General features: G+C 62.9%; 27 protein-coding genes. 16 read left to right on the top strand and 11 right to left on the bottom strand.

What is annotated here, in order from left to right; genetic code table 11:
• Positions 1–75: 75 nt before the first annotated feature.
• Both AC51GT_RS07440 and acpM read left to right on the top strand, forming a co-directional pair.
• On the top strand, positions 76–885 hold the full coding sequence (locus AC51GT_RS07440; RefSeq protein WP_496328342.1) for a hypothetical protein: 810 nt from the start codon (positions 76–78) through the stop codon (positions 883–885).
• A gap of 42 nt (positions 886–927) precedes the next feature.
• Complete coding sequence (gene acpM / locus AC51GT_RS07435; protein WP_496325633.1) at positions 928–1,224, top strand: meromycolate extension acyl carrier protein AcpM; 297 nt, start codon at positions 928–930, stop codon at positions 1,222–1,224.
• A gap of 34 nt (positions 1,225–1,258) precedes the next feature.
• Here acpM and AC51GT_RS07430 read toward each other — a convergent pair whose 3' ends face one another.
• Entirely contained in the window at positions 1,259–1,771 is a 513-nt protein-coding gene (locus tag AC51GT_RS07430; RefSeq protein ID WP_496328341.1) for a PNPOx family protein, read from the bottom strand.
• A 289-nt stretch (positions 1,772–2,060) separates the two neighbouring features.
• Between AC51GT_RS07430 and AC51GT_RS07425 the strand changes: the two genes are divergently transcribed.
• A complete protein-coding gene (locus AC51GT_RS07425) occupies positions 2,061–4,772 on the top strand; it encodes a cation-translocating P-type ATPase (RefSeq protein ID WP_496328340.1) in 2,712 nt (903 codons plus the stop codon).
• 7 nt (positions 4,773–4,779) lie between these two features.
• Here the strand turns inward: AC51GT_RS07425 and AC51GT_RS07420 are convergent, their stop codons facing one another.
• Positions 4,780–5,049: a helix-turn-helix domain-containing protein gene (locus AC51GT_RS07420; RefSeq protein WP_496325630.1), complete on the bottom strand. Its 270-nt coding sequence runs from the start codon at positions 5,047–5,049 to the stop codon at positions 4,780–4,782.
• A gap of 97 nt (positions 5,050–5,146) precedes the next feature.
• On the opposite strand from AC51GT_RS07420, the gene map reads away from it, so the two are divergent.
• The 6 genes from map to AC51GT_RS07390 all read left to right on the top strand — a co-directional run bounded on the left by map (position 5,147) and on the right by AC51GT_RS07390 (position 9,307).
• On the top strand, positions 5,147–5,914 hold the full coding sequence (gene map / locus AC51GT_RS07415) for a type I methionyl aminopeptidase (RefSeq protein WP_496328339.1): 768 nt from the start codon (positions 5,147–5,149) through the stop codon (positions 5,912–5,914).
• 210 nt (positions 5,915–6,124) lie between these two features.
• Complete coding sequence (locus AC51GT_RS07410) at positions 6,125–6,619, top strand: carboxymuconolactone decarboxylase family protein (RefSeq protein WP_496328338.1); 495 nt, start codon at positions 6,125–6,127, stop codon at positions 6,617–6,619.
• Positions 6,600–6,971 carry a DUF2255 family protein gene (locus tag AC51GT_RS07405; protein ID WP_496325627.1) on the top strand — a complete coding sequence of 124 codons (372 nt, stop codon included), beginning with the start codon at positions 6,600–6,602 and terminating at the stop codon, positions 6,969–6,971. The genes AC51GT_RS07410 and AC51GT_RS07405 overlap by 20 nt, the downstream gene beginning before the upstream one ends.
• A 144-nt stretch (positions 6,972–7,115) precedes the next feature.
• On the top strand, positions 7,116–7,640 hold the full coding sequence (locus AC51GT_RS07400; protein ID WP_496328337.1) for a YceI family protein: 525 nt from the start codon (positions 7,116–7,118) through the stop codon (positions 7,638–7,640).
• A 149-nt stretch (positions 7,641–7,789) separates the two neighbouring features.
• Positions 7,790–9,028, top strand: a complete 1,239-nt coding sequence (locus tag AC51GT_RS07395) for a low temperature requirement protein A (protein ID WP_496328336.1) — start codon at positions 7,790–7,792, stop codon at positions 9,026–9,028.
• 84 nt (positions 9,029–9,112) lie between these two features.
• On the top strand, positions 9,113–9,307 hold the full coding sequence (locus tag AC51GT_RS07390) for a hypothetical protein (protein ID WP_496325624.1): 195 nt from the start codon (positions 9,113–9,115) through the stop codon (positions 9,305–9,307).
• 108 nt (positions 9,308–9,415) lie between these two features.
• Here the strand turns inward: AC51GT_RS07390 and AC51GT_RS07385 are convergent, their stop codons facing one another.
• Together AC51GT_RS07385 and AC51GT_RS07380 are read right to left on the bottom strand one after the other, a co-directional pair.
• A complete protein-coding gene (locus AC51GT_RS07385; protein WP_496328335.1) occupies positions 9,416–11,173 on the bottom strand; it encodes a flavin-containing monooxygenase in 1,758 nt (585 codons plus the stop codon).
• 207 nt (positions 11,174–11,380) lie between these two features.
• Positions 11,381–12,073 (bottom strand): SDR family NAD(P)-dependent oxidoreductase, encoded by a 693-nt coding sequence (locus AC51GT_RS07380; protein WP_496328334.1) that lies wholly within the window; start codon positions 12,071–12,073, stop codon positions 11,381–11,383.
• Positions 12,074–12,211: 138 nt separating this feature from the next.
• Between AC51GT_RS07380 and AC51GT_RS07375 the strand changes: the two genes are divergently transcribed.
• Positions 12,212–13,069, top strand: coding sequence for a helix-turn-helix domain-containing protein (locus AC51GT_RS07375; protein ID WP_496328333.1), 858 nt, complete (start codon positions 12,212–12,214; stop codon positions 13,067–13,069).
• An 82-nt stretch (positions 13,070–13,151) separates the two neighbouring features.
• Here AC51GT_RS07375 and AC51GT_RS07370 read toward each other — a convergent pair whose 3' ends face one another.
• On the bottom strand, positions 13,152–14,588 hold the full coding sequence (locus AC51GT_RS07370) for a hypothetical protein (protein ID WP_496328332.1): 1,437 nt from the start codon (positions 14,586–14,588) through the stop codon (positions 13,152–13,154).
• 521 nt (positions 14,589–15,109) lie between these two features.
• On the opposite strand from AC51GT_RS07370, the gene AC51GT_RS07365 reads away from it, so the two are divergent.
• The gene (locus AC51GT_RS07365) at positions 15,110–15,907 is read left to right on the top strand and encodes an alpha/beta fold hydrolase (RefSeq protein WP_496325619.1); all 798 of its coding nucleotides are present in this window, start codon (positions 15,110–15,112) and stop codon (positions 15,905–15,907) included.
• Positions 15,908–15,925: 18 nt separating this feature from the next.
• Here the strand turns inward: AC51GT_RS07365 and AC51GT_RS07360 are convergent, their stop codons facing one another.
• On the bottom strand, positions 15,926–16,720 hold the full coding sequence (locus AC51GT_RS07360; protein WP_496328331.1) for an alpha/beta fold hydrolase: 795 nt from the start codon (positions 16,718–16,720) through the stop codon (positions 15,926–15,928).
• A 43-nt stretch (positions 16,721–16,763) separates the two neighbouring features.
• Complete coding sequence (locus AC51GT_RS07355) at positions 16,764–17,147, bottom strand: VOC family protein (RefSeq protein ID WP_496325617.1); 384 nt, start codon at positions 17,145–17,147, stop codon at positions 16,764–16,766.
• Positions 17,148–17,206: 59 nt separating this feature from the next.
• Here AC51GT_RS07355 and AC51GT_RS07350 point away from each other — a divergent pair, with 59 nt between their 5' ends.
• Both AC51GT_RS07350 and AC51GT_RS07345 read left to right on the top strand, forming a co-directional pair.
• A complete protein-coding gene (locus tag AC51GT_RS07350; RefSeq protein ID WP_496328330.1) occupies positions 17,207–17,857 on the top strand; it encodes a TetR/AcrR family transcriptional regulator in 651 nt (216 codons plus the stop codon).
• A 79-nt stretch (positions 17,858–17,936) separates the two neighbouring features.
• Positions 17,937–18,563, top strand: a complete 627-nt coding sequence (locus AC51GT_RS07345; RefSeq protein ID WP_496328329.1) for a dihydrofolate reductase family protein — start codon at positions 17,937–17,939, stop codon at positions 18,561–18,563.
• Between the two features lie 20 nt (positions 18,564–18,583).
• On the opposite strand, the gene AC51GT_RS07340 is transcribed toward AC51GT_RS07345, so the two are convergent.
• Entirely contained in the window at positions 18,584–19,432 is an 849-nt protein-coding gene (locus tag AC51GT_RS07340) for an NmrA family NAD(P)-binding protein (protein WP_496328328.1), read from the bottom strand.
• Positions 19,429–19,872, bottom strand: coding sequence for a nuclear transport factor 2 family protein (locus AC51GT_RS07335; protein WP_496328327.1), 444 nt, complete (start codon positions 19,870–19,872; stop codon positions 19,429–19,431). Before AC51GT_RS07335 ends, AC51GT_RS07340 begins: the two co-directional genes overlap by 4 nt.
• Before the next feature lie 92 nt (positions 19,873–19,964).
• On the opposite strand from AC51GT_RS07335, the gene AC51GT_RS07330 reads away from it, so the two are divergent.
• Entirely contained in the window at positions 19,965–20,537 is a 573-nt protein-coding gene (locus tag AC51GT_RS07330) for a TetR/AcrR family transcriptional regulator (protein ID WP_496328326.1), read from the top strand.
• Between the two features lie 67 nt (positions 20,538–20,604).
• Here AC51GT_RS07330 and AC51GT_RS07325 read toward each other — a convergent pair whose 3' ends face one another.
• Positions 20,605–21,330: an SDR family NAD(P)-dependent oxidoreductase gene (locus AC51GT_RS07325; RefSeq protein WP_496328325.1), complete on the bottom strand. Its 726-nt coding sequence runs from the start codon at positions 21,328–21,330 to the stop codon at positions 20,605–20,607.
• Between AC51GT_RS07325 and AC51GT_RS07320 the strand changes: the two genes are divergently transcribed.
• Positions 21,321–21,779: a winged helix-turn-helix transcriptional regulator gene (locus AC51GT_RS07320; protein ID WP_496328324.1), complete on the top strand. Its 459-nt coding sequence runs from the start codon at positions 21,321–21,323 to the stop codon at positions 21,777–21,779. The two genes, AC51GT_RS07325 and AC51GT_RS07320, sit on opposite strands and share 10 nt — an antisense overlap.
• Positions 21,780–21,832: 53 nt before the next feature.
• Here AC51GT_RS07320 and AC51GT_RS07315 read toward each other — a convergent pair whose 3' ends face one another.
• A complete protein-coding gene (locus tag AC51GT_RS07315) occupies positions 21,833–22,240 on the bottom strand; it encodes a hypothetical protein (RefSeq protein WP_496328323.1) in 408 nt (135 codons plus the stop codon).
• Positions 22,241–22,435: 195 nt separating this feature from the next.
• Here AC51GT_RS07315 and AC51GT_RS07310 point away from each other — a divergent pair, with 195 nt between their 5' ends.
• Complete coding sequence (locus AC51GT_RS07310) at positions 22,436–23,074, top strand: MBL fold metallo-hydrolase (protein WP_496328322.1); 639 nt, start codon at positions 22,436–22,438, stop codon at positions 23,072–23,074.
• The last annotated feature ends 144 nt before the right edge of the window (positions 23,075–23,218 follow it).

Below are 23,218 nucleotides of genomic sequence, written 5' to 3'. Positions count from 1 at the left end.
AGAGGTGCGAACACTTCAAATGCCAACTGTCCAAACCTATGGACACTTGGCAACCGGGCGTGTCACACTCGGTTGGTGCCTTCCTCACATTCGTATCGCATCGACGTAGCGGCGGCAGCGGTGGAGACCGCTCGTACGCGTTCTTCGGACGCTGACCTGGCGCAACGTCATGTGATCGCGGGCGCCATTGCGTTGATGCGGGCCGAGGGTCTCAGTGATCGGAAGATCGCCGGCGAGATCGGCTTATCGAAATCTTCGATTCGTGCCATGTCGCTCGAGCCGACTGTCCATTCCGATCAGCAGCGCGAAGTCGTACGACTGGCGCATCAGGTGTGGGTGGACGTCGCCGATCTCGCCGGTGAGAGGTTCGTGGTCGAGGGGGACGACATCCCGAGTTTCGAACGAATGGCCGCGCATGGAATCGAGCTCGCATTCCCGGCTTCGCTGGGACGCGCGGACACGATGTCGCGTGAATATGTTCAGATGGCCACGGGGGAGCGGATACTCGTGTTCTCCCAGTCGCGATGGAATGGTTTTCCTGACCAATCGACGGCATTGGGCTGGGACCACCGCGGTAGCTATATCGTCCATCGCTGCCCAGGCCTTCACGCTGATGGGTGTGCCGGTTCACATACCGTCATACCGCCGAGCGAACTCGGCCTCGACGATGGTGTCGAGGTCTACGGGTCGGGGTGGGAGGACCGCAAACCCACGGCGCACCAGGTGTGGAAGCTGCTCACTGCGGCGATCGAAGAATGCTTCGAAGTGTTCGATCCCATGTACCCGGAATTGGAATTGCGAAGGCGGCCGGGCACAACACCGCGATACCCGACTCGAACCACGAATGATGTCGCCGAGACAAAGGCCGGCCGATCTCCCAGCTGACATTCAACGCTGTAACCCCCTCCTAGAGAAGGACGTCCACGCATGGCCACTGAACAAGAACTGATCGCCGGCATAGCTGAAATCATCGAAGAGGTCACCGGCATCGAGCCAGAAGAGATCACCATCGAGAAATCATTCGTCGACGACCTCGATATCGACTCATTGTCGATGGTTGAAATAGCAGTGCAAACCGAAGATAAGTATGGCGTCAAAATCCCTGATGAAGATCTCGCTGCGCTGCGTACAGTTGGCGACGCCGTCGCCTATATACAAAAACTGGAGTCAGAGAACGCCGACACCGCCGCTGCGATCCGGGCACGCATCAATGATCAAGACTGAATCGTGACGGTTTCTCCCTCTGAATCGTAGGCAGTCAGCCGGGAGCGTCGGGGTGTTGTTCGATTCTGAATACGGGATATGATGCTGCGACACTCTGGAATTCGGTGATCGGCGCGGTGCGGGGGACCGGGATGTGCGGCCTGGCTCCCGGCGCCACCTTCAGATAAAGACGCAAAATGGGTGCTCGTTCGTCGACGGGGATTTCGACGAGACGCACCGGTTGCGCACCGAGCGTGGCCACGCCGGCCGCAGCGCGCACATTGCGTACCCAGTTGGCGTCGTCGCCGAGCATCGACACCAGGTAGCGCGCTCCTTCGAAATCGGCGACCACCACCGGCACCGAGATGGGCGCGCCGCTGCGTCGGCCTCGAACCACCAGCGTCGCGGCCCGCCCCGCCGTCAACCAGCCGCAATCGTACATCCATGCCGAGAGCGAGTTCATCGCCCGGGCGAGCGCATGAGGGTGACCGCCCCGGTACATCCACCGCTTGGGGGCATACCACCACGGTCCGCTCCGCCGTACCTTCCTGCGGCTGTCCTCGGTCATCGGTGGCCTCTCCAAAAGCTGGTCGTCACAACATGAACTCACTTTCACCCGCGTGCGTCAACCCGCACGCAGGGGAGCGATGGCTGCGATAATGTCGGAACCGCCGCATGGTCGATTCACTGTCGACTTCGACCCGCAGAGGTGATGGGCCCGAGCGTGGACCGCTTGGGCCGAGCGACCGGTGCAGTGCCGCCCGTCTGGATCGGTCCTTTCGGACGTATGCGCGGATCGGCCTGTGCGCCAGAGGTTATTCTGAGCAATCTCTGGCGAGCCCAGTAAGGAGCGCCAGATGACCGAGCAGCTACCAAGCGTTGTCCACACCGCGAGTGTGGAGACGATCGTCGGGGATCTCGACGTCGATGTCGAGCAGGGTCTGTCAAGTGAGGACCAGCGCCGACGCCTCGAGGTCCATGGCGAGAACAGCCTGGACGAAGCCGCCCGTATCCCGGCATGGCGCAGAATCCTCGGGTTACTCGCCGACAAGATGACGGTGGTGCTCATCATCGCCGCAGCGGTCAGCGCAGCGGTCTCCCATGAATGGGAGACGCCCGTGGTCATCCTGGCGGTGATCACTCTCAACACGGTGCTGAATTACGTCCAGGAGACCAAGGCCGAAGGCAATCTGCAGGCTCTTCGCGATATGTCTGTGGCGGTCTCGCGGGTGCGCCGAGACGGTCGTGTGCAGAACGTGCCCCGCACCGAGATAGTGCCGGGCGATGTGGTCTTGTTGGAGGCGGGCGACGTCATACCCGCCGATGGCCGGGTGGTCGAGGCCGCGCGCTTGCAGGTGGCCGAGTCGGCGTTGACGGGGGAGTCGCACCCGGTGGACAAGAGCATCGCTGTCCTCGACGATCCTGATCTGCCCATCGGTGATCGGACGAACACGCTGTTCATGAACACCGAGGTCACCCGCGGACGAGCCACCATGGTCGTGACCGGCACCGGGATGAACACTCAGTTCGGCACCATCGCCGCGCTTCTGCATACTGCGGGTGCCGCCAAGACCCCCCTGCAGCGCCGCATCGATCAACTCGCCACGTTGTTGACCGGCGTTGCGTTTGTGGTGGTTCTGATCGTGTTCGTACTCGGCCTGATTCGAGGTGAGTCATGGTCGGACATGCTGCTGACGGCGGTTTCGCTTGCGGTGGCAACGATTCCGGAAGGGTTGACCGCAGTTGTCGCTTTCACGCTGGCGATGGGAGCCTCGCGGCTCGCCAAACGCGGGGCCATCATCAAACAGCTTGCGGCTGTCGAGACCCTGGGCAGCACAACGCAGATCGCCACGGACAAGACGGGCACACTGACACTCAACGAGATGACGGTCCGGCGACTCGAGGCAGCGGGCCAAACCTTCCGGGTAACCGGCTCTGGATACTCCACCGAGGGCAAGATCCTGTCCGATGGAGAGCAACCCCTGCCCGATTTTCGGCGCGCGTTCCTGGCGATGGCACTGTGCAACGACGCCGCTGTGTCCGATGGCGTGTTGGTCGGCGATCCCACCGAGGGAGCGCTCGGGGTCCTTGCCGAGAAGGGTGGCGTGGACGTACTCGGCGCCCGCCGAACCTATCCGCGCGTGGCCGAGGTCCCGTTCGATTCCGAATACAAGTTCATGGCCACGTTCCACGTCCACCAGAGTCCCGACACCGCCGGCGTGCGTTGTTACGCCAAAGGCGCACCGGGACCACTGCTGGAGCGTGCGAGCCGGGTGCGTGACATCGATGGGGATCGCGATCTCACCGATGATGACCGGGCGAGGTTGGCCGCGGTCGTCGACGACCTGGCACGAGAAGGTCTGCGCACCCTGATGATTGCCGGCAAGACGCTCGACAACGTGCCGGACGACGCAGAAGGGCTGTTCGACGCGGTCGACGGTTTGACCGTCTATGCCGTGGTCGGCATCCTCGACCCACCGCGTTCGGAAGCGCGCGAAGCCATCGAGACCGCCAAGGATGCCGGTATCGCGGTACACATGATCACCGGTGACCATCTCACCACGGCGTCGACGATTGCCGGTGACCTCGGGATTGTCGGTGAAGCCGTGTCGGGGACTGATCTCGATACGATCGACGACGGCGAATTACGGGATCGTGCAGCAAGATTCGGTGTTCTGGCGCGCGTGGCACCCGAACACAAGATCCGGTACGTCAGGGCATTGCAAGAGGCCGGCGAGGTGGTGGCCATGACCGGTGACGGAGTCAACGACGCACCCGCCCTCAAGCAAGCCGACATCGGAATCGCGATGGGTATCACCGGAACCGACGTGTCCAAGGGCGCGGCGAAAATGATTCTCACCGATGACAATTTCGCGACGATCATTGCGGCCGTCCGAGAAGGGCGCGGCATTTACGCCAACATCATCAAGTTCGTGAAGTTTCAGCTCACGACCGCGTGGGGTTTTGTCTTGATCTTTCTCACCGCGGGTGTCGCCGGGATCGCCGGTGGATCACCGTTTACTGCGATCCAGATCCTCTGGGTCAACATCATCATGGACGGGCCACCCGCGCTCGCGCTCGGTGTCGACCCGACCGAGCCCGACATCATGCGGCAGAAGCCACGCTCGCCGACCGAACGTCTTCTCACCCGCAATCGGCTGCTTCGTATTCTTGCGCTGGGAGTGGTGATGGCCACCGGAACGATTCTCGTCATCGCCGGCGCCGATGAGATCTTCCCGGATAACGCCGACGATCCGCTCCTCGACACCACGCTGGGATTCACGACGTTCGTCTTCTATCAGGTGTTCAACCTGCTCAACGTGCGCTCTGACCGGACATCCGTGTTCTCACTGCAGACCTTCACGAACCAGGCGATCTGGTTCTCGCTCGTGGCGATCATCGTGCTGCACATCGGGGTCATCAATATCGGTGCGCTTCAAGACCTTTTCGACACCACGTCACTGACCGGCACCCAGTGGTTCTTCGCCATCGCCGTCGCCTCATCAGTGCTGTGGATCGAAGAGATCCGTAAAGCGGTGGTGAGGAAGGTCTGGCCGATAGACCGGTGAGCTCGCGTCAGCCACTTTTCCGAAGGTCGGTGTCAGGAGCCACACAGATGTCCGCCAGGTCGTCGAGTGGCAGGGCGAGGGCACGGGCCAGTGCCGCGATGGTTGTGAATGCCGGGGTCGGCATCCGGCCGGTCTCGATCTTCCGCAGGGTTTCGGGCGAGATCGCCGCGGCCTGTGCCACTTCGGCGAGAGTGCGATCGCCGCGTCCTTGACGCAGATACGCGCCGAGGCGCTGACCGGTCGCGAGTTGAGCAGGAGTGAGCGGGAGACGAACCATGTCGCCAGCCTACTCCAGGCCGGTATGAAAATACCGGATTCGCGGGCTAAGCTGGTATTTAAATACCGGCCAGCTGGGCCGGTTGGAGAGGAACTCCGTGCTCGAACTGAAGACACCTCGCGAGATCGAAGCGATGCGCGTCACCGGCGCATTCATCGCCGAATTGCTCGACGACCTGACCGCCCGGGCGAAACCGGGTGTGAACTTGCTCGACCTCGAACATCGCGCCCGCCATCTGATCTCCCAGCGCGGTGCTGAGTCGTGCTATTGGGATTACGCTCCCTCGTTTGGACGAGGTCCGTTCCGAAACGTCATCTGCCTGTCGGTCAATGATGCTGTGCTGCACGGGCTACCGCATGACTATGTACTACGTGACGGTGACCTCCTGACCATGGATATTGCGGTCTCGATCGATGGGTGGGTCGCCGACAGCGCGCGCAGTGTGATCGTCGGCGTTCCCCGGCCCGAGGACGAGCGCCTCATCGAAGCCACCGAAGTCGCTCTGGAGGCGGGGATCGCGGCAGCATTGCCCGGCAACCGCCTGGGTGACATCTCAGCCGCCATCGGCGCTGTGGCCGCCGACTACGGGTACCCGGTCAACACCGAGTTCGGAGGCCACGGACTCGGGCGCACCATGCACGAAGACCCACACGTCCCGAATGTCGGCCGCGCCGGACGAGGTCTCAAACTGCGTCCCGGATTGACTCTCGCACTCGAGCCCTGGCTCGCCCGCACCACTGAGAAGATCATCTACGACGACGACGGCTGGACCATCCGCTCCGCCGACGGATCGCGTACCGCTCACAGCGAACACACCATCGCCGTCACCGACGGGGCGCCACTGGTACTGACGAGTCGTGAATGACATCACGGGAGCCAAACGGTGGACCGGGCTGTTCTGGTCTTCCGCGCGGTCGGACATGAATCCGCGGGTGATGCACCATTTGTCGAGATCGACCGTCCGGTTCGCGAACGGGGTACTGATAGGCCCTCCCGCGATCAAGACAGCGGACATACATTCAAAACGTCGGGCTCTGTCGAGTTGAAGGTGTGGCCGCGATGAGGAGGGCAAAGGATGGTGGTGAATGCCCGGGCGCAGAAAAGTCGCGATGAGCTGTTTCCGGATCATGCATCTGCGTTGGCGCAGACCGATCCCGGGTTGATCGATTACTTCGACGACTTTGCTTTCGACGAGGTGCTCGGGGACAGCCGCCTCGACGCCAGGACCCGACCCATGGTGCAACTGGCCTCGATGATCGCCGTCCAGGCGGTGCGCGAATACCGGGTCACGCTCGGGGCGGCATTGACGGTCGGGGTGACACCGATCGAGGTGGAAGAGGTTGTGTACCAAGCGGTGCCGTATGTGGGCATGTCGAAGGCGTTGGATTTCCTCCACGCGACCAACGAGGTGCCGGCCGAACACGGTATCGAGTTACTGCTGCCGGACCAGCCCACGACCACACCGGACAATCGCATGGCGGAGGGCCTGGCCGTGCAGAAAGAAATCGTCGGGTGTGATCCGCAGGTCAAGGCCGAACCGAGGGGCACCGATGAAGACATGGAATATTGAGGACGCCGCCGTACTCACCGCGCCGCAGGAGGTGCAGGTGATCACCTACCGGCGGGACGGGAGCGCCCGCGGGCCGACGACCATCTGGATCGTCCGCGACGGCGCCGACGTGTTCGTCCGCTCGGCCAACGGGCCCACCGCAGCCTGGTTCCGCGCCGCGATCGCCACTCGTAACGGTCAGATAGTGGCGCGCCAGAACACCTTTGACGTCACCTTCACCGACGCTGCGGACCAGGACCTCGTGCGGGTGGACGCCGCCTATCGGGCCAAGTACGGCCAGTACGCCTCGATCGTGGACCACCTCGAAGAAGAAGGCCCGCGGTCGGCGACCCTGCAGGTTCATCCGGCCTGAGTCGCTGCTCAAAATGTTGTGGCTGAGCGCGAAGGTCGTCGGCTTTGTCGCGTGGGTAGCGTTGCTCGACCTCGTTACACTGGCGATCCTGCTGCCGGACCCGATGGTTCGCCGGCCTCGGATCCCGACTACCGGAGGTTGACCATGACATCGCGGATCGATTCTCTCTCTGATCTACGGGCGCTGGCCGGGCCGTGGGCGCTGGTCCCTGGCCGCACCTCGATCACCTTCTCCGCCAAGGGCTTATGGGTGTTCACCGTGTCCGGTACTTTCGAGGTCGCCGAAGGTGCCGGCACGGTCGGTGACGACGGGAGCGTAACTGGAAAGCTGGTCGTGGACGCCACGTCCTTGAACACCAATAACCGTCAGCGTGATGAGCACCTGCGCTCGGCGGACTTCTTCGACGTCCGGACATACCCCACCATCACCTTTGCGGCGAAACAGGTGCGAGCCGACGACTCGGGACAGGTAGATGTCGTCGGCGACCTGACCGTTCACGGTCACACACGACCCGTGACCGTCCCAGCCCAGGTCGTCGTGGTGGATGGCGTCGCGACGGTCACCGCGGACATCCACCTCGATCGCAGCGACTGGGGACTGCGCTACACGAAGAAGGGTTCCCGGCCGGCCACCCACCTGCTGATCGAGGCCGCATTCGTCAAATCGTGAGCGTGGTCGCCCGCCTGACGGCGGGCGCCGGATAGTGGCTGATACCGGGCGGTTTGCGGGCGTTCACCTGTGGGTATCGGGGAATGACGTGATTGTGTCGTTCCTGGCTCAATGCACACCGGCGGGCCTACAGTAAGGACAACTCACAGATGGGTGAGCGCATCATGAGCCAGTCCGGCGATCAGACCGCTGACGACGACGACACCGGTGGCGGTCAGCGCACCCCGCTCATCGAACCGCCACGACTGCGGACCAAAGATGACCGTGCGGCAACCAGACTCGAGCTTTTCTTCGACCTTGCGTATGTGCTGGTCATCCATCAGCTCGCGCTCGCCCTGAAAGATGATCTCGGGTGGCACGGTGCGGCCGTCTTCACGGGTTTGTTCGTGGTCACGTGGTGGTCCTGGGTGACCACCACGCTGTACGCAAACCGGTTCGATACCAATGACGTTGTCTATCGCGTGGTGAAATTGGCCGCCACCTTCGCGATTGCGGTGATGGCGGCCAGTGCGGCCACCGCCGTCGGAGGCGACGGGACCGTGGCGTTCGGTGTCGGTTACATCGCTACCCGCGTGATCCTCGCCGGGCTGTATCTGCGCGCGTGGCGTCATATCGCCGAAGTACGGGTCACGATCAACCTGTATTTCGCGGCCACGGTCATCAGTGTGGTCATCTGGACCGTATCCTTGTTCACTCCGTCGCCGATCACGTACATCCTGTGGGCGGTCGGCATTGCGATCGAGGCGATGGCGCCATTCGCGGCCACCCGATGGGGCCCCAACGTGCCACTGCACCTCGAACATCTGCCGGAGCGCTTCGGGCTCTTTGTCATTCTGGTGCTGGGTGAATCCATCTCGGCGATCGTGCTCGGAATGCACGAAACCCACTGGGCGTGGTCGTCCTCATTGGTGGCGGCGCTCGGCTTCACCATTGCCGCGGCGGTGTGGTGGATGTATTTCGACATCGGTGGTGCCGAGGCGAAGACCGAGATACAGGACGATGACCGTGCGGTCGGCAGTGGACGCGCCGATGGGTATATCTACGGCCACCTACCACTCACGTTGGGGGCGGCTCTCCTCGGCGTCGGAATCGAGCAGTATGTGTTGCATCCGGTCGGCGAATTGACCGCAGCAGGCCGCTGGGTCCTCTGCGGCGGGCTGGCACTGTTCATTGCCGGGATCTGCGCCATCCTGGGCTGGAGTTCGGGCAATTGGCGGATGACCATCCCGTGGCCGGCTCTGGCGATTCCGGTGGTCCTCATCATCGGACTCATCGACAATCTCCTTCCGTTCGCATCGGCGGTCATCCTCGCCGTCGGCTCGATCCTTGCGGTGGTCACCGGCATCGTCCGGCGGCGCAGGAGTCCGGTGGAGACGACCGAGACCTGACCGATGTGTAGGCACGCGAACTGTCGGGTACCCGACGGACGACCCGCGGAGAGTCGTGGGAACGCAGTTCGACGAGAGGGAGACATGGCGGAATATCGAGTGCTCAACCCTGACGAAGACGTTATCGACGAGGTCGAGTTCAACAATGCCGAAGATGCCTACGAATGGTTCAAGAACCGTGAGGTTCCTTCCGGGCAGCTGGGTTTCCGTATGGAAGTCAATGCGGACGGCGACTGGCGATTCTTTTCCCAGACCGATGGGACCAATTCTCGAGAATGAACTGCTGACGCGTAGGTGATCACCAAGCTGCATCCAACGGCATTGCTGTTGGATGCAGCAGTATCTACATAGGTGACCGTCCGCGAATTTCGGCCCAGGGTTTGGCCGTCACATCAACTCGAGTCCCGTCAAAAGATCGTCTGCACGCCACTTCTGCAGAATGCTGTAGTACTCATTGGCGCCACGGCCGAAGTTCGGGGACGCCCCCGCCCGGACATTGCCCTCGTTGTTGAAATATCCCGGGGTGCAATCCCTCCGGTAATCGACCAGCGCCGAGGGGGTCTGGCCGAGCACACCGAGCCAGTACTCCTCGGCATCTGTGGTGGCGTCCACGCGCTGCACGTTCCTGGCTCGGGCCGTGGCGATCACATAGGTGATGTGCCGGCCCATCTCGATCACGCTGCTCGTCCAGTTGTAGGCCGGAGCGACCTGGCCGGGACCGTGTAGGAAAAGATTCGGGAAACCGTGCACCTGCATACCGTGGAGCGTCCGGACGCCCTTGCCCCAGTACTCGGTCATCCGTATTCCGTTCACGCCGACCGGATCAACGCCCCAGGCTTTCAATAGCCCGCGGCCGATGTCGAAGCCGGTCGCCAGGATCAGACAGTCGAGTTCATAATCACGGCCGTCGGCAACCACGCCGGTCGGGGTGGCTTTCTGCACACCGGCGCCTTTGGTGTCGACCAGGGCCACATTGGGCCGGTTGAACGACTCCAGGTAGTCGTCGTGGAACGAGGTCCGTTTGCAGAGCATCCGGAAGTTCGGCATCAGGGCGGCGGCGGTCTCGGGATCTTTGACGATCGAGGCAATCCGGGCGCGGGCGACGTTCATCGCGGCGAGGTCGTCGACCTCGGCCTGCTCGAGTAACTCGCCGGCCCCGAACATGGCCCGATTGTGGCTTGCCATCACCGGAAACACGGTGTGACTCCACGCGTCGTCGATGAGGTCTTCGGCGGCTCCGTCCACGGTCTGCTCGTTGAACGAGAACATATGGCGGTCTTGCCAACCCGGTTCCAGTGTCGCGGCCCAGGTCGGATCCGTGGGCCGGTTGTCCCGCGGGAGAACGACAACCGGCGTTCGCTGAAAGACCGACAGATGCTGCGCAGCCCGGGCCAACGGCGATACCAGTTGCAGCCCGGTGGCGCCGGTGCCGATCAAGCCGACGCGCTTGTCCGCCAACTCCGGAAGCCCGCCACCTGTGGGCCCCGGCGCTCCGCCTGTGTAGGCGTAGTCCCAGCGGCTCGAGTGGAACAAAGCGCCACCGAAGGTCTCGAGTCCGGGAATGTCCGGCAGCTTGGGTCGTTGCAGGGCGCCTCCCGCCATCACCACGAACTGCGCTTCGATGACATCGCCGCGATTGGTGGTAACCGTCCACCGTGCATTCGATTCGTTCCAGGTCGCATCTACGACCTCGGTCTGGAAGTAGGCGTCACGGTAGAGGTCATACTTCTGGGCGATCGACCGGCAATATTCCAGAATCTCCGGTTGGTAGGCGTACCTTTCGGTCGGGATGTAGCCCATTTCCTCCAGGAGTGGCAGATAGATGTACGACTGCACGTCGCACTGTGCTGCCGGATATCGATTCCAATACCAGGTACCGCCCACGTCGCCCGCGTTGTCGATCATGCGGATCCGATCGACACCCTCGGTTCGCAGCATCGCCCCCAACACGAGTCCCGACAGACCCGCACCCATCACCACCACATCGACCTCATCGTGCACCGCGTCCCGGACGATCGGTGTTGCCCATGGATCGACCGAGTCCTCGACGTAGTGATACTGGCCGGTTCCCTGCGCTCGCACTCGCCGCTGCCGCTCGTCGGCATAAAGTTTCCGGATGTGGTCAAGGTCCGTCGGCTCAGGCAATTCGAACTCCTCGGTCAGTAAAACCGGATCCCGTTCGGGACACGGGCTATCGCACCAATGTCAACAAAACTGCGAGGACAAGTGGTGGACGACCGATGGGCCACGACACCCCTTGACCGTGATGTGAGTCACTCAATAACTATACCCAAAGGCAAGTTACTGTCCAAGTGAGCATCACGGCAAGGGAGGATCGGTGAAAATGCTCGGCTACCAACCAAGTTCGCCGGCTTCGTCCCGGAGAGTTCCGGAAGGGCCGTCGGAGCCCAGCGTGGCCAGGCGGACGGCGGTCCTGGCGCTTTCCTCAACCGATCGTCCGCCGCTCATCCCCAGTGCTGCCGTCATATCGGTATCGGTGAAGCCGGGTTCGAGTGCGTTGAACTTGATGCCGGGCTCGGCCTTGGCGTACTGGACCATGAGCATGGTCGCGGCAGATTTGGAGGCGGCATAGAGCGGCGCCGCCAGCCCGAACTCCGGGCGGTCGGGATTGTTGACCGCCCAGAACGACCCGGCGCTACTGGAGATGGTGACCACGATCGGATTCTGCGACGTGCGGAGCAGGGGCAGCGCCGCCTCTGTGACACGGACGATTCCGACCGCGTTGGTATCGAATACCCGCAGAGCGGTTGGGCCGTCGACGATCCCGTCGCCGGAGATTCCTGCGTTGTTCACCAGCACGTCCAAGTGGCCTTGTTCCGAGTCGATTGTGGCCAGTGCTGCGATCACGGACGCATCGTCGGTCACGTCTAGTTGTACGAAGCGCGCCCCGAGGTCGGCTGCAGCCTTCGCGCCTCGGTCGGCGTCGCGTGCCCCGATGTAGACGGTGTGACCGAGATTCGTGAGCTGCCTGGCAGTTTCGAACCCGATTCCTTTGTTGGCTCCGGTGATCAGTGTGACGGTCATGGCGCTTCCTTCCGATACGTGCCCCTGGTGGGCCGAAAATGACGTTAGGTACGACCGCCCGCCGGCGGCAGTGCCCCGTTGATCCCTGGGTGTGGCAGGGCCCCCTCTCGGTCGCCGCGGAAGTTCTACGCTGATGTCATGACGAACCGGCCAAATACGTTGGGCGAGTATCTCCGCGCACGCCGTGGACTCGTGACGCCGCAGCAGGTGGGCATACCCGACGTGGGCGTGCGCAGAGTGCCAGGCCTGCGACGCGAAGAAGTCGCCATGCTGGCCGGTATCAGTGCCGACTACTACCTACGCCTCGAGCGTGGCCGCGATCGCAATCCGTCGACGCAGGTCCTCGAATCGATCGCTCGCGTACTGCATCTCGACGCGGATCACGTTGCATACCTCATGTCGCTGGTCTCGGAAAAGCCCCGACCGAGCCGACGGCGGCCACGCAAGGAGACGGTGCCCGCCGGCATGGTCGAGCTCGTGGCCTCGATGGCGCAGCCTGCCTACATCGAGGGACGGTATTTCGACATCCTGGCCTCGAACGCACTGGCAGTTGCTCTTTCGCCTCGGTTGGCCGTCGGTGGCAATCAGCTCAAAGATCTGTTCCTCGATCCGGCCGAGCAGGCCCTGTATCCCGATTGGAAGGACTCCACGCAGTGCCTCATCGCAAATCTGCGGCAGTCCGTGGGCACCGATATCGACGATCCACGTTTCATCGAACTCGCCGGCGAGCTCTCACTCGCGAGCCCTCGGTTCCGTGAGCTCTGGGCCCGGCACGACGTCAAAGGGCAGTTCGGCGCGCCCATGCATTTCGATCATCCGCAGGTCGGCGAGATGACCCTCAACCGGGAGAGGCTCAGCATCGGTGGTGCCGAGCACCTCAAACTTGTTGTCTATCACCCCGACCCGGGGTCCGCGGACGCTGACAAACTTGCCCTCCTGGCTTCCGCTGCACTGCCTGCATCAGACAACCACCATCGTCAACCATCAGAGACCTGACACCGGCACCTGACGCTGACACAGCAAATTCGGAACTCGAGACCGGTTCGGGTTCGACACCGTCGACAACAGCCTCCAGGAGCTACTTGGTGGCGAACTCGGCCAGGTTGGACGATATGGGGTCCGCGGTTCCGTTGTTTTGCCGGGCTGCGGCCGTCAGGACGTCGAGGTGGTGGTAGCCGGGGGCGATGACGGTCCGGCCACGTGGAAGATCTTCCGGTGTGGTCATCACGCCGGCGGTGATTCCACTCCCACCGAGGAGATTCAAGATCGGGTGGGCGGTGAGTCCCGCTGGGTGGCGAAGGTGGTTGGTGATCGCGGGCGTGGTGGGTCCCAGGACACTCTCGACCAACAGCCTCATCGGAAAGTACTGCTCAGTGAAATCCAAGGGATGGTCCGCGAGACTCCTGGCGAGGTCGTTGATGTCGGTGACTTCGTGGGCGGGGGTGGTGTAGGGGCGCCCGTATTGGTCGAGAGGCGTACTGCTGGTGACCTCGTCGAAGTTTTGCCACGTGTAGAGCGGTCCCCGTGCGACTGCAGGTATGACAAGGGGATCGGGTCCGAGCATTCCCGCGGTGATTCGGCGGTTCGCGACATTGAGGTCGTGTGACAGGGGGAAGTTCTTGTCGGCCAGCAATCCGCCATCGAACATGCCGACGGAGGTTTGCAGAAAGGCCAATGGTTGGGAGTTGTTGTCCATCAACCCGCCGAGGAGGGCCGTGTTGGTGAGGCGAAATTCTCTGAGCGGCGTCGTGTCGGTGGCGAGGCCCGCGGCGTCTCGGGAAAAGAGTAGCCGTAACGAATTGTCAATATTGTTGTTGCGCACACTCTTCAGGAAGTGCGTTTCACTGTTGGGATCGATGTGGGCGGCGGCGCCGACAAGGCCGAGTAGGTTCATGGTCTCGGGGTTGATCAGTGCTGGAAGGTTCGCCGATCGTGGGAGCAGTCCACGGGTGGTCAGTGCGTCCAGAGCGTCCATTCCGAGAGACGTCTGGGGGAGCAGCGCGCTGAGTGTCGACATGTCCCCGAGTGGCAACGTCGTATCGATCGTGGTGTCGAGTGCGAAGTAGCCGGAACACTGTTGGTAACCAGGTCGGCCATCGAAGTCCCATTGGACGAAATAGGCGGTCAGTGAGCCACCGAGCGAATGACCACCGCAGAGCACCTTGTTTTTCCGAAACGCCGGGTCTGGCAGTTCGGCGCTCAGCAGATCGTATTGATCGACGACGGTCTGCTCGATTCCGATGTGCGAGAGCCACCCCAGATCGGTATCGGGTACGAATCCCTCGAATCGCCGTCCATCGACTGCTCCTTGCCCGTAGTAGTAATCGATGGCAACGCTGATGTCTTGGTTGGCGACCGCTGCGTCGATTCCGGTGTGGTCCTCCAAGCAATTCGAGCGCCGGTCCAGAGCCCAGAACTCGATATGCCGGCCGTCGGCCGCGGCGGCGGCCACCGTATTGCGCGCGACGCTGTCGAACGCGCCGGCGCCTTCCAGAACGCCAGGCTGAGCAATCAATATTTTGTCTGCGTTCGCGGGGGCTGTTGGCCCGTCGGCGGCGCGATACCGTTGGTACGAAAGCCAATCGCAGGCAGTGGGATGTGCGCCTACCGAACTGGGAAGCGGAATATTGACGCGAACAACTGATTCGACGACCGAGGTGATCGGGGATGAGGTCTGCACGATTGATTCGGTGCGCTGACGTGACGGTGCAGAGTATGCGACGGGGGTTTGCACTGCCACCAGAGCGGTTGTGGCCAGTAGGATTCCCACCACCAATGCGCCCGTAGCCCGACTGATCTTCACGTGTGCCCCCCGACTCAACAACGCTCTGTCGAACGCTGTTCGCCAAAATCGTAGTGACCGTCGAGGCGAATATCAGGGAGATGCGCTTTTCGGTTGCCGGGCTCCGAGTATTTCGTGTGCGTTGGGGTCGATTCTTTTGATGAACGTTGCGCCAGAATCGCCGTAACCCTTGCTCGGCATCGTCAATCGGGGCAATCTGGGTGTCGAGCACTTCCGACGCTGGGGGGCGAGTCATGGACAGGGTCGAGGTTGCGGGACTACGGATCGGATACGAACGGGCCGGGCACGGACCCCCGCTCGTCCTCGTCCACGGATACGTCGGTGACGGCCCGCGAACGTGGCAGCCGCAACTGGACGGGCTTGCCGACGACTTCACGGTGGTGGCCTGGGACGCGCCCGGCGCCGGGTCTTCTTCGGATCCTCCAGCCGGCACCGGCGTAGGGGAGTATGCCGACTATCTTGCGGAGTTCATCAACCACCTCGGGCTCGACAACCCACACGTTGTCGGGCTCTCCTTCGGTGGTGCGCTGGCCTTGGATTTCAATCGGCGCCACCCGGGCATTGCACGTTCTCTGACGTTGGTATCGGCCTACGCGGGGTGGCGAGGGTCATTGCCTTCCGAGGTGGCCGACCAGCGGCTACGGCAGGCCTTGGAATTGGCCGACCTCTCGTCGGGGGAACTCGTCGACACACTGCTCCCGACGATGTTCTGCGGTACGACTCCCTGGGATGTGGTCGGAGCGTTCGGGGCGAGTCTCCTGCAGGTTCGCCCCGTCGGATTCCGCGCCATGGCGCGAGCCTCCGATGTAGACCTGCGAGACACACTGCCCGGCATCGAGATTCCGGCGCTTGTGGTCTGCGGCGATCAGGATGTCCGGGCTCCGCTGTCCGTGGCGCAGTCTCTCCATTCCGCCATCAGTGACTCGGAATTGGTTGTGCTCAAGGGAACTGGGCACCTCTGCAACCTGGAAGCCCCGGACGAGTTCAACGAAGCGCTGCGCACCTTCCTTCTCGGCGTACCGGAGCGCTGACGACGAGAACTGTTGCGGTCAGACAGTGACGACCGGGTTCCGGACCAGCTCGGCCAGCAGGGCTGGGGCGGTGAGGGGGAGCAGGTGGTTGTGCCCGGGGACGACGGTGGTACAGGCGTCGGGCAACATCGCGGCGACGTAGTCGACCAGCCGATGCGTGAAGACTGGACTGTCGCCACCGGCGACGAGCTGGACCGGCTGGGTGATCTGGCGTGCCAGTTCTTTGTCGAAGTCCCACGCGCTGAGCGCGGGCACCTCGCCGGTGAAGCAGTAGCCGCAGTCCCGTTCGGCGCGTTCGAGGCGGGCTTGGCCGAGGGCGTTTGCTATGACGCTTCGGTACGCCGGTCCGCACAGGGCAGCCAGGAAGGTGTCGAAGGCGGTGGGCAGGTCACCCTGGGCCGCGGCGCCCATCGCTGCACCCAGAGCCGGGCCGATGGCGGCGGCGACGGCCGCCCGATCCTCCGGTGGCAAAAGCGGGTCGATCAGCGGCGGTTCGACCAGGACGAGCTCACCGACCACCTCCGGGTGATCCAGCGCCAGCTGTAGTGCGACCGCGCTGCCGGAGGAGTGCGCGAGCACGCGGGCCCGCTCGATCCCCAGGCTACGGAGCAGTTCGGCGCACTCCGCGGCGTGGTCGGCGACCGACAGCGGTTCGGCGGGTGCGGGGTCGGCGTATCCGGTGCGGGTGACGCGGATCCGGCGCAGGTCGGCGACGGCCGGCTCGCGGTCGAGTGGGACGAACCAGTCTGCGAATGCGGCCGCATGGACGAGGACCAGCGGCTCGCCGGTTCCTCCGGAATCGTGATATTTCATGGCGTTCTCCTCTTCTCGGTGCATTTTCGGTTTGTGGGTTGGGTCAGTCCGCGTAGAGACGGATCTCTATGCCGTCGGGGTCGTGCAGCCCGATGAGGACGGCGCCGCCGTGGTGGCCGGTGACGATCCCACCGTGCTGCTGACTGACTGTGGCCAGGTGTTCGACCCATGCGTGGACACCATCGCGGGTCGGGACGCGGAGTGCGACGAGGTCGAAGCCGGACAGGGCAGCGGCGCGAACGGGATCGTGCCGGAGCGCGATCTGGGTGGTGCCGTCAGGGGTCTTGAGGGCGACGCCACGCAGCTCGTCATCTTCGGTGAACTCGATGGCCACTTCCAGCCCGAGCACCCGCCGGTACCAGTCGATGCTGGCGTGAACGTCGCTGACCGGGATCTTCACGTGATGGATCGGGGCGAGGTCGGGCATGATCTCCTCCATTTCCGTTGTAGTGAACTCTAGTGAGTCACTAGAGTAGTCTCTAACAAATGATCAATTCCGTCAACAACGAACCGGCACCGACTGTCAGCCGCGCCGAGAAGACCCGGCTGACCAGGCGCAGGATCATCACCGCAGCTGCAGACCTGTTCCTTGACAAGGGTTACGGCTCAACAACTCTCGATCAGGTCGCGACGCGCGCGGCCGTCGCGACGCAGACGGTCTACTTCCATTTCGGAAACAAGGCGACGCTGCTCAAGGAGGCACTCGACATCGCGGCAGTCGGCGACGATGAGCCGGTGCCTCTGCTCGACCGTCCGTGGTTCCAAGAGTTGATGGCCGAATCCGACCCGGTCCGGATCATCGAGCTCTGGATGGCCGGTGGCCGCGAGATCTTGCAGCGGGTGGCTCCGCTGCTCGCCGTCGTCCGCGGCACCGTCGGCACCGATCCCGACCTTGCGACCCAGTGGGATGTCAATGAGGGCCAACGCCGCACCGCGTACCGCGCCCTCGCAGACCTACTGGCCGATCGCGGCGCGCTACGTAGTGGACTCACTGTCGAGGACGCCGCCGATCTCGCCTTCCTGATCGCCAGCGTCGAGAACTACTTCGTCGCCATAATTACTCTCGGCTGGACGCCGGAGCACTGGCAACGCACCACGACCGCGTTTCTGGTCGCAGCCTTGCTCAGCGAACAGTAGCCCCACTGCGCCGATGACTTCTCCTGCGTTCGCTGGTCTATCTCTGGACATAGGTAACCAACGCATAGGGGAGCTGACCATGGGCCTGATCGACATTGAGCTGTTCGCAACCCTCGACCTCGTCGGGCAGGCGCCTGGCGGCCCCGACGAAGATCCAGAGGGATTCCCGTTCGGTGGTTGGCAGGCGCCTCTTTTCGACGACGCCACCGGTGCGCAGGTACACGCTGCGTACGAGGGCACGGACGCGCTGCTGCTCGGCCGGCGGACGTACGACATCTTCGCTGCTTATTGGCCGCATCAGGAGGGAGGCGAGGACAACGAGATTGCCACGCTCTTCAATGGCGTCCCGAAGTATGTCGCCTCCCGTGGCAGGCCTGAGCTGTCGTGGGCGGGGTCGAGGCAACTCGGCCCAGATCTGGCCGAGGCCGTGCGCGAGATTCGCGACCGGCACGAACACATCAAGGTGGTCGGCAGCCTGAATCTGGTGCAGACCCTGCTGCGCGAGAAGCTCTTCGACCGGCTCGACCTCTGGGTGCATCCGATCGTGCTCGGTGTGGGGAAGGGGGTGTTCGACGGTGGGGCTGTGCCGACCAATCTCAAGCTTCTCGAACCCCCGGTGGCTGGTTCGAGAGGCGCGGTATACCTGCGCTATGGCTTGGTTGATGGGACACCCGAGACGGGGGACATGAGCGTCGATCCGACCTGAACGCCGACGTCAACCTCAGATCACCTGTTGAGCTTGTGCGCGTGCAACTCTGCGTACTCGCGGAAGCTACGTGGGGGTCGACCGGTCACGCGCTCCACCTCCTCGGTCGTGCGATCCTCGGACCCCTCGGCAATCGATTCATCCATGACCGCGAGCATCTCGGCGAACGCGGGCGGGACGACCTGCGCCATCCGGACCCGGAGTGCAGTTCCTGAAAGCTGTTTGTGCGTAATCGCTCTCCCGGTGGTCGCCGACAAGACCTCGGCGATCTGGTCGTAGGACGCCGCTTCTGGACCGGTGAGGATGAGGTCTTCGTTTCGGGGTTGCGTCTCGAGCAGGGCTTCGGCCGCAACACGGGCGATGTCGTCGGCGTCGATGAAGCCAACACGTGCTGTTCCGGTGGCCGTCCAGATCGTGTCGTCGCTACGCACCGAGTCTGCGTGAAGGTGGTTGTCGGTGAAGTTCTGCATGAACCACGACGGTCGCAGCACCGCCCATTCGTCGATGATCCGTGGCAGCTGGGCGTGGACTGCGCCGACACCGGGCCCCCCGACGGGAATCGCCGACGAGCTGAGCAGCACCACACGGCGCACGCCCTGATGGGCAGCCAGACGAAGAAACGGAATCACTACTCGGCTCGGCTCGGGATCACCGACCGGCGGGACGACATACATGCGATCCACACCGATCAAAGCCGACGCGTGCGTGGAGTTGTCGTACCAATCAAAGATTGCCGACGCTGCCCCCGGGATTGCCGTGCCTTGACGGCCGGCGGCCACCACGGACTGCTGGCGTTCGACCAGGTGATGTACCACCCTGCTGCCGGTGTTGCCCGAGGCGCCGATGACGAGAGTCGAAGATGTACTCATGCGGTTGGTATTCCATCCTGGTGGGTCTTGGCATCGCTGAAAGACTGGGGAATGCCGAGTGGATTCCAGTAGTCGCGGTAGTGGGTCATGAGGCCGTTTCGGACGGTGACGATGACGACGTACGACATCGAATACGGCGTGTTGGTCGCCACCACGCGGCCCGCGCCGCTCCACTCGGCAACAACGCGGCCCCCGTGATTTGTCGGATGAGTTTCCAGAGCTGTGATCCGTTGCAGGTCAACGAGGTCGGTGTAGTCCCTCATGTATTCCGCCACCGCGGCCTTGCCGTTCAACTGGCTGGGGTAGTCCTCGGGGGCGAACGGGAAATCGATCACCATGTCGTCCGCACATAGTGTGAGCCATGCGGTGATGTCCTTGGCCAGCAGCAGAGCGAGACTGCGGCGAAAGACCTGGTCCGCAGTCGGCGGCGGATTCGTCATGGCGTTCCCCTCGGTTACGATGTGGACTGTCAGTCCGAATATGAACATACGGACCGGCGGTCCGTATAGCAAGGTGGCAGGAAGGTACCCCCGTGACGCAACCGAAGGAGCGCGCCGATGCGCGCCGCAATCGCGAGTCCATCCTTGCCGCAGCGGATCGTCTCTTCGCCTCCGCGGCCAGTTCCCGCGACGTGTCGATGGATGATGTGGCCACCGCGGCCGGCGTTGGCAAGGGAACCCTGTTTCGGCGGTTCGGAGATCGCGATGGGCTGCTGCAAAGCCTGATAGCCGAAAAGCAGCAGTCGCTGCAGGAGCGCGTTCTCGACGGCGCGCCACCCCTCGGCCCGGGAGGCCCCGGCTCCGAAAGAGTTCGCGCCATAGTGGAGGCGCTCGCGACATTCAAACTCGAGAACCGTTATCTGATGCTGGCGTTCGAGGGGGTCAACGACCCCTATAGCAGTGCGCAATATGCGTTGTGGCACAACGCGATCAGTGACGCTCTCGCTGATGCAGGTGCGGGTGAGCGCGCCTCCTTCCAGGCACACGCGCTGCTCGCCGCGCTGCGTTCAGATCTCATCGAGTACCTACTGAAGTCTGGTCTGACAGCGCAACAAGTGAAGACAGAATTGCGGGCACTCGTCGACACTGTCGTCCCGACTATTTGACGCTCTTGGCACAGGTGGTGGGCGTGGGCGGATTGGGGCAGGGCAACGCCAGTGGACGCGAGGGCGGTCAGAGTTTCGCGACCATCCGCTCGAGCGACCTTGGGGCGATCCGCAACATCGCCGGCATCAACTTTGTCTGGCCAGGCAGTGCCATGGGGTGGCGGCGCTCCAGCGCCTTCAGTGTGGCCGCGGCCACCTCGGCGGGCGGCAACTTTGGCCCCGCAAAATCTGCATTCATGGGTGTATCTGTAGTCGGGGGAAGGACTTCGAGCACATGGGTGCCCCGCGGGGCCAGCTGGCGACGCAGTCCTTCGGCGAATCCGTGCAAACCGGCCTTCACCGCGCCGTAAGTTGGTGCACGGGTAGGGGATACCAGGGCGAACCCGGACGTGACAAAAACGAGCGCGTCGAGGTCTGGCCAACGTTGCAACGACTCGCCCGTAAGTCGTATGGGCGCAGTCAGGTTCAACTCGATCTCTTGTGCGAGATCGTGTGTAGCGGCGGGATTCGCGCTGAAGTCGCGCTCAACGAAGGTACCTGCGTTGTTGACCAGGACGTCAAGTCGACCGAACCGGCTGGCGATAGCGTCCAGCATGGCGGCCCGTTCTTCCGGAACCGTCACATCGGCTCGGACGGCCAGCATCTCCGGGTGGGCGTGGGCAAACCGGTCCAGAGCGTCTTGGGTTCGACCACACACGGCGACGGCTGCGCCCTGCGCGACGAAGGCCTCCGCGAGGCTCAGGCCGATTCCCGAAGTGCCGCCAGTGATTAGGACGACTTGTTGTGTGTGCATGCAGGCTCCCAGTACTCAAGTATCATTTAGTTACTTACTGTAGATCGCGTACTTTCTATCCGCTAGGAGGCACTATTTTGGAACTAGGTAACTTGAGTGAGACTGGAAATTGCCGGCGCGTCACCGAAGCACTGGCAAGAGTTGGCGACAAGTGGTCGGTACTGATTCTCATGCAGGTGGAATCGGAGCCGAAGCGCTTCAATGAGCTACGCCGCCAGATCAGTGGCATCTCGCCAAAGATGTTGACGTTGACCCTGCGGGGCCTTGAGCGCGAAGGCTTCATATCCCGGACCGTGTACCCGACAACACCGCCCAGTGTCGAGTACGCGCTAACCGACCTAGGCCGAGAGATGGCGGTGCCAGTAAGAGCACTCGGCATGTGGGTACTCGGCAACCTTCATCGCATGGAGGAAGCACGCGACCGATTTGATGCTGACGTCCGGAGCTAGATTGCCGCACCAGACGATTGCCCACATCTCATGGTGACGCGGACTCCAACCTTTCACGAGAGCGGAGCCACCACCAGCCTTTGCACTGTGCCGGCAACGTTCCACAGCGCATCCGGATTATGTTGGGCTGCAATGAAGACATCCTTTGCCTGCAGTCCGGTGAGCTGACCTATCTCGCCCGTGGGCGGGTTCGGCTTGAGGAACTCGGTGGGGTCCGGTCCGGGCCACACGGGTAGGTCGGCGGTGGATCGAGCGATGTCCACGAATCCTGGTCGGTGCACGGTCACCTGAGCGGGAACCGAATCGGGACTGTCGGGCGAGCTGCTCGCGTGTGCGAAAACGCTCGCGGTCGCTGTGGCGTCGGGCCCCTCGGCGACTCCGCTGTCCTCGATACCGCAAGCCACCACTGCAAGAACAAGACCTGTGGCTACCAAACCCACCATCAGTGGACGTCCGCGCATCTGCGCTCCTCTCCAGACACCTTCAGGAGTTCACCATCTCACCAATCTCTCATCGCTCGTGCCTTCTGAAGAAAGTCGCAATTCGTTGGTGGTGGTCGCAGTACGGCGAGACGTTGACGACCCTTGACTTCAACTGCGCATGAGGTTGCAGCATGGGGCGTGGATCAAAACCCGACGTCCATGAGGAGAATCGTGATGCGACAAGTCCTACCTGATGTGTGGGAGACACGGAAAGACAACCCGTTCCCGGGCCTGACCACGCATGCCTATCTGTGGTCCGGGAACAGCAACGCGTTGTTTTACTCGGTTGCCGGCAATGCGGATTTTGACGAGTTGGATCGTCACGGCGGTATCGACGACCACTATCTGTCCCATGTGGATGAGGCCGGCCCGATGTTGAGTCGCATTGCCGAGCGATTCGGGTCCAGGTTGCACGCTCCGGCGGCAGAGGCCGACGCTATCGGCAAGTATGCCCGAATCGATATTCCCCTGGCGGACCGTCACATCGACGAGAACGGGGTAGAGGTCATCCCCACGCCGGGGCACACCGTGGGTAGCACGAGTTACCTGGTGCCGGGCGCCGACGGCACCCGGTACCTGTTCACCGGTGACGTGCTTTTCATGAACGCGGCGGGTGCCTGGACCGGCGGCTACCTCGCCGCCTTCAGCGATGCCCGCGCGTTGGTCGACAGTCTGCAGCTGCTGGCATCGCTGGAACCGGATGTGGTGATTTCGAGTGCCTTTGGCGGCGCGTCGGCAGTCCACCGGGTGCAGCGGAGGGAATGGCCCGAGCACATCGAACAAGCGCTGGCCGGGTTGTCTGCGGTGACGTAGCCAGAACGGGGATTCGTACGCCATTCCTACGCTGCACCGTCCAATCGCTGCGTGGGCGGTGCGGGGAGTGGTTAGGGTTTGAGTATGGGTAGAACGGATCGCGCCAGCCTCCTCATCCACGTTGACAGCGCCGCGGTGTTCGCA

Source organism: Williamsia sp. z34 (assembly GCF_059553395.1).
This window is presented reverse-complemented; position numbering and strand designations above follow the sequence as displayed.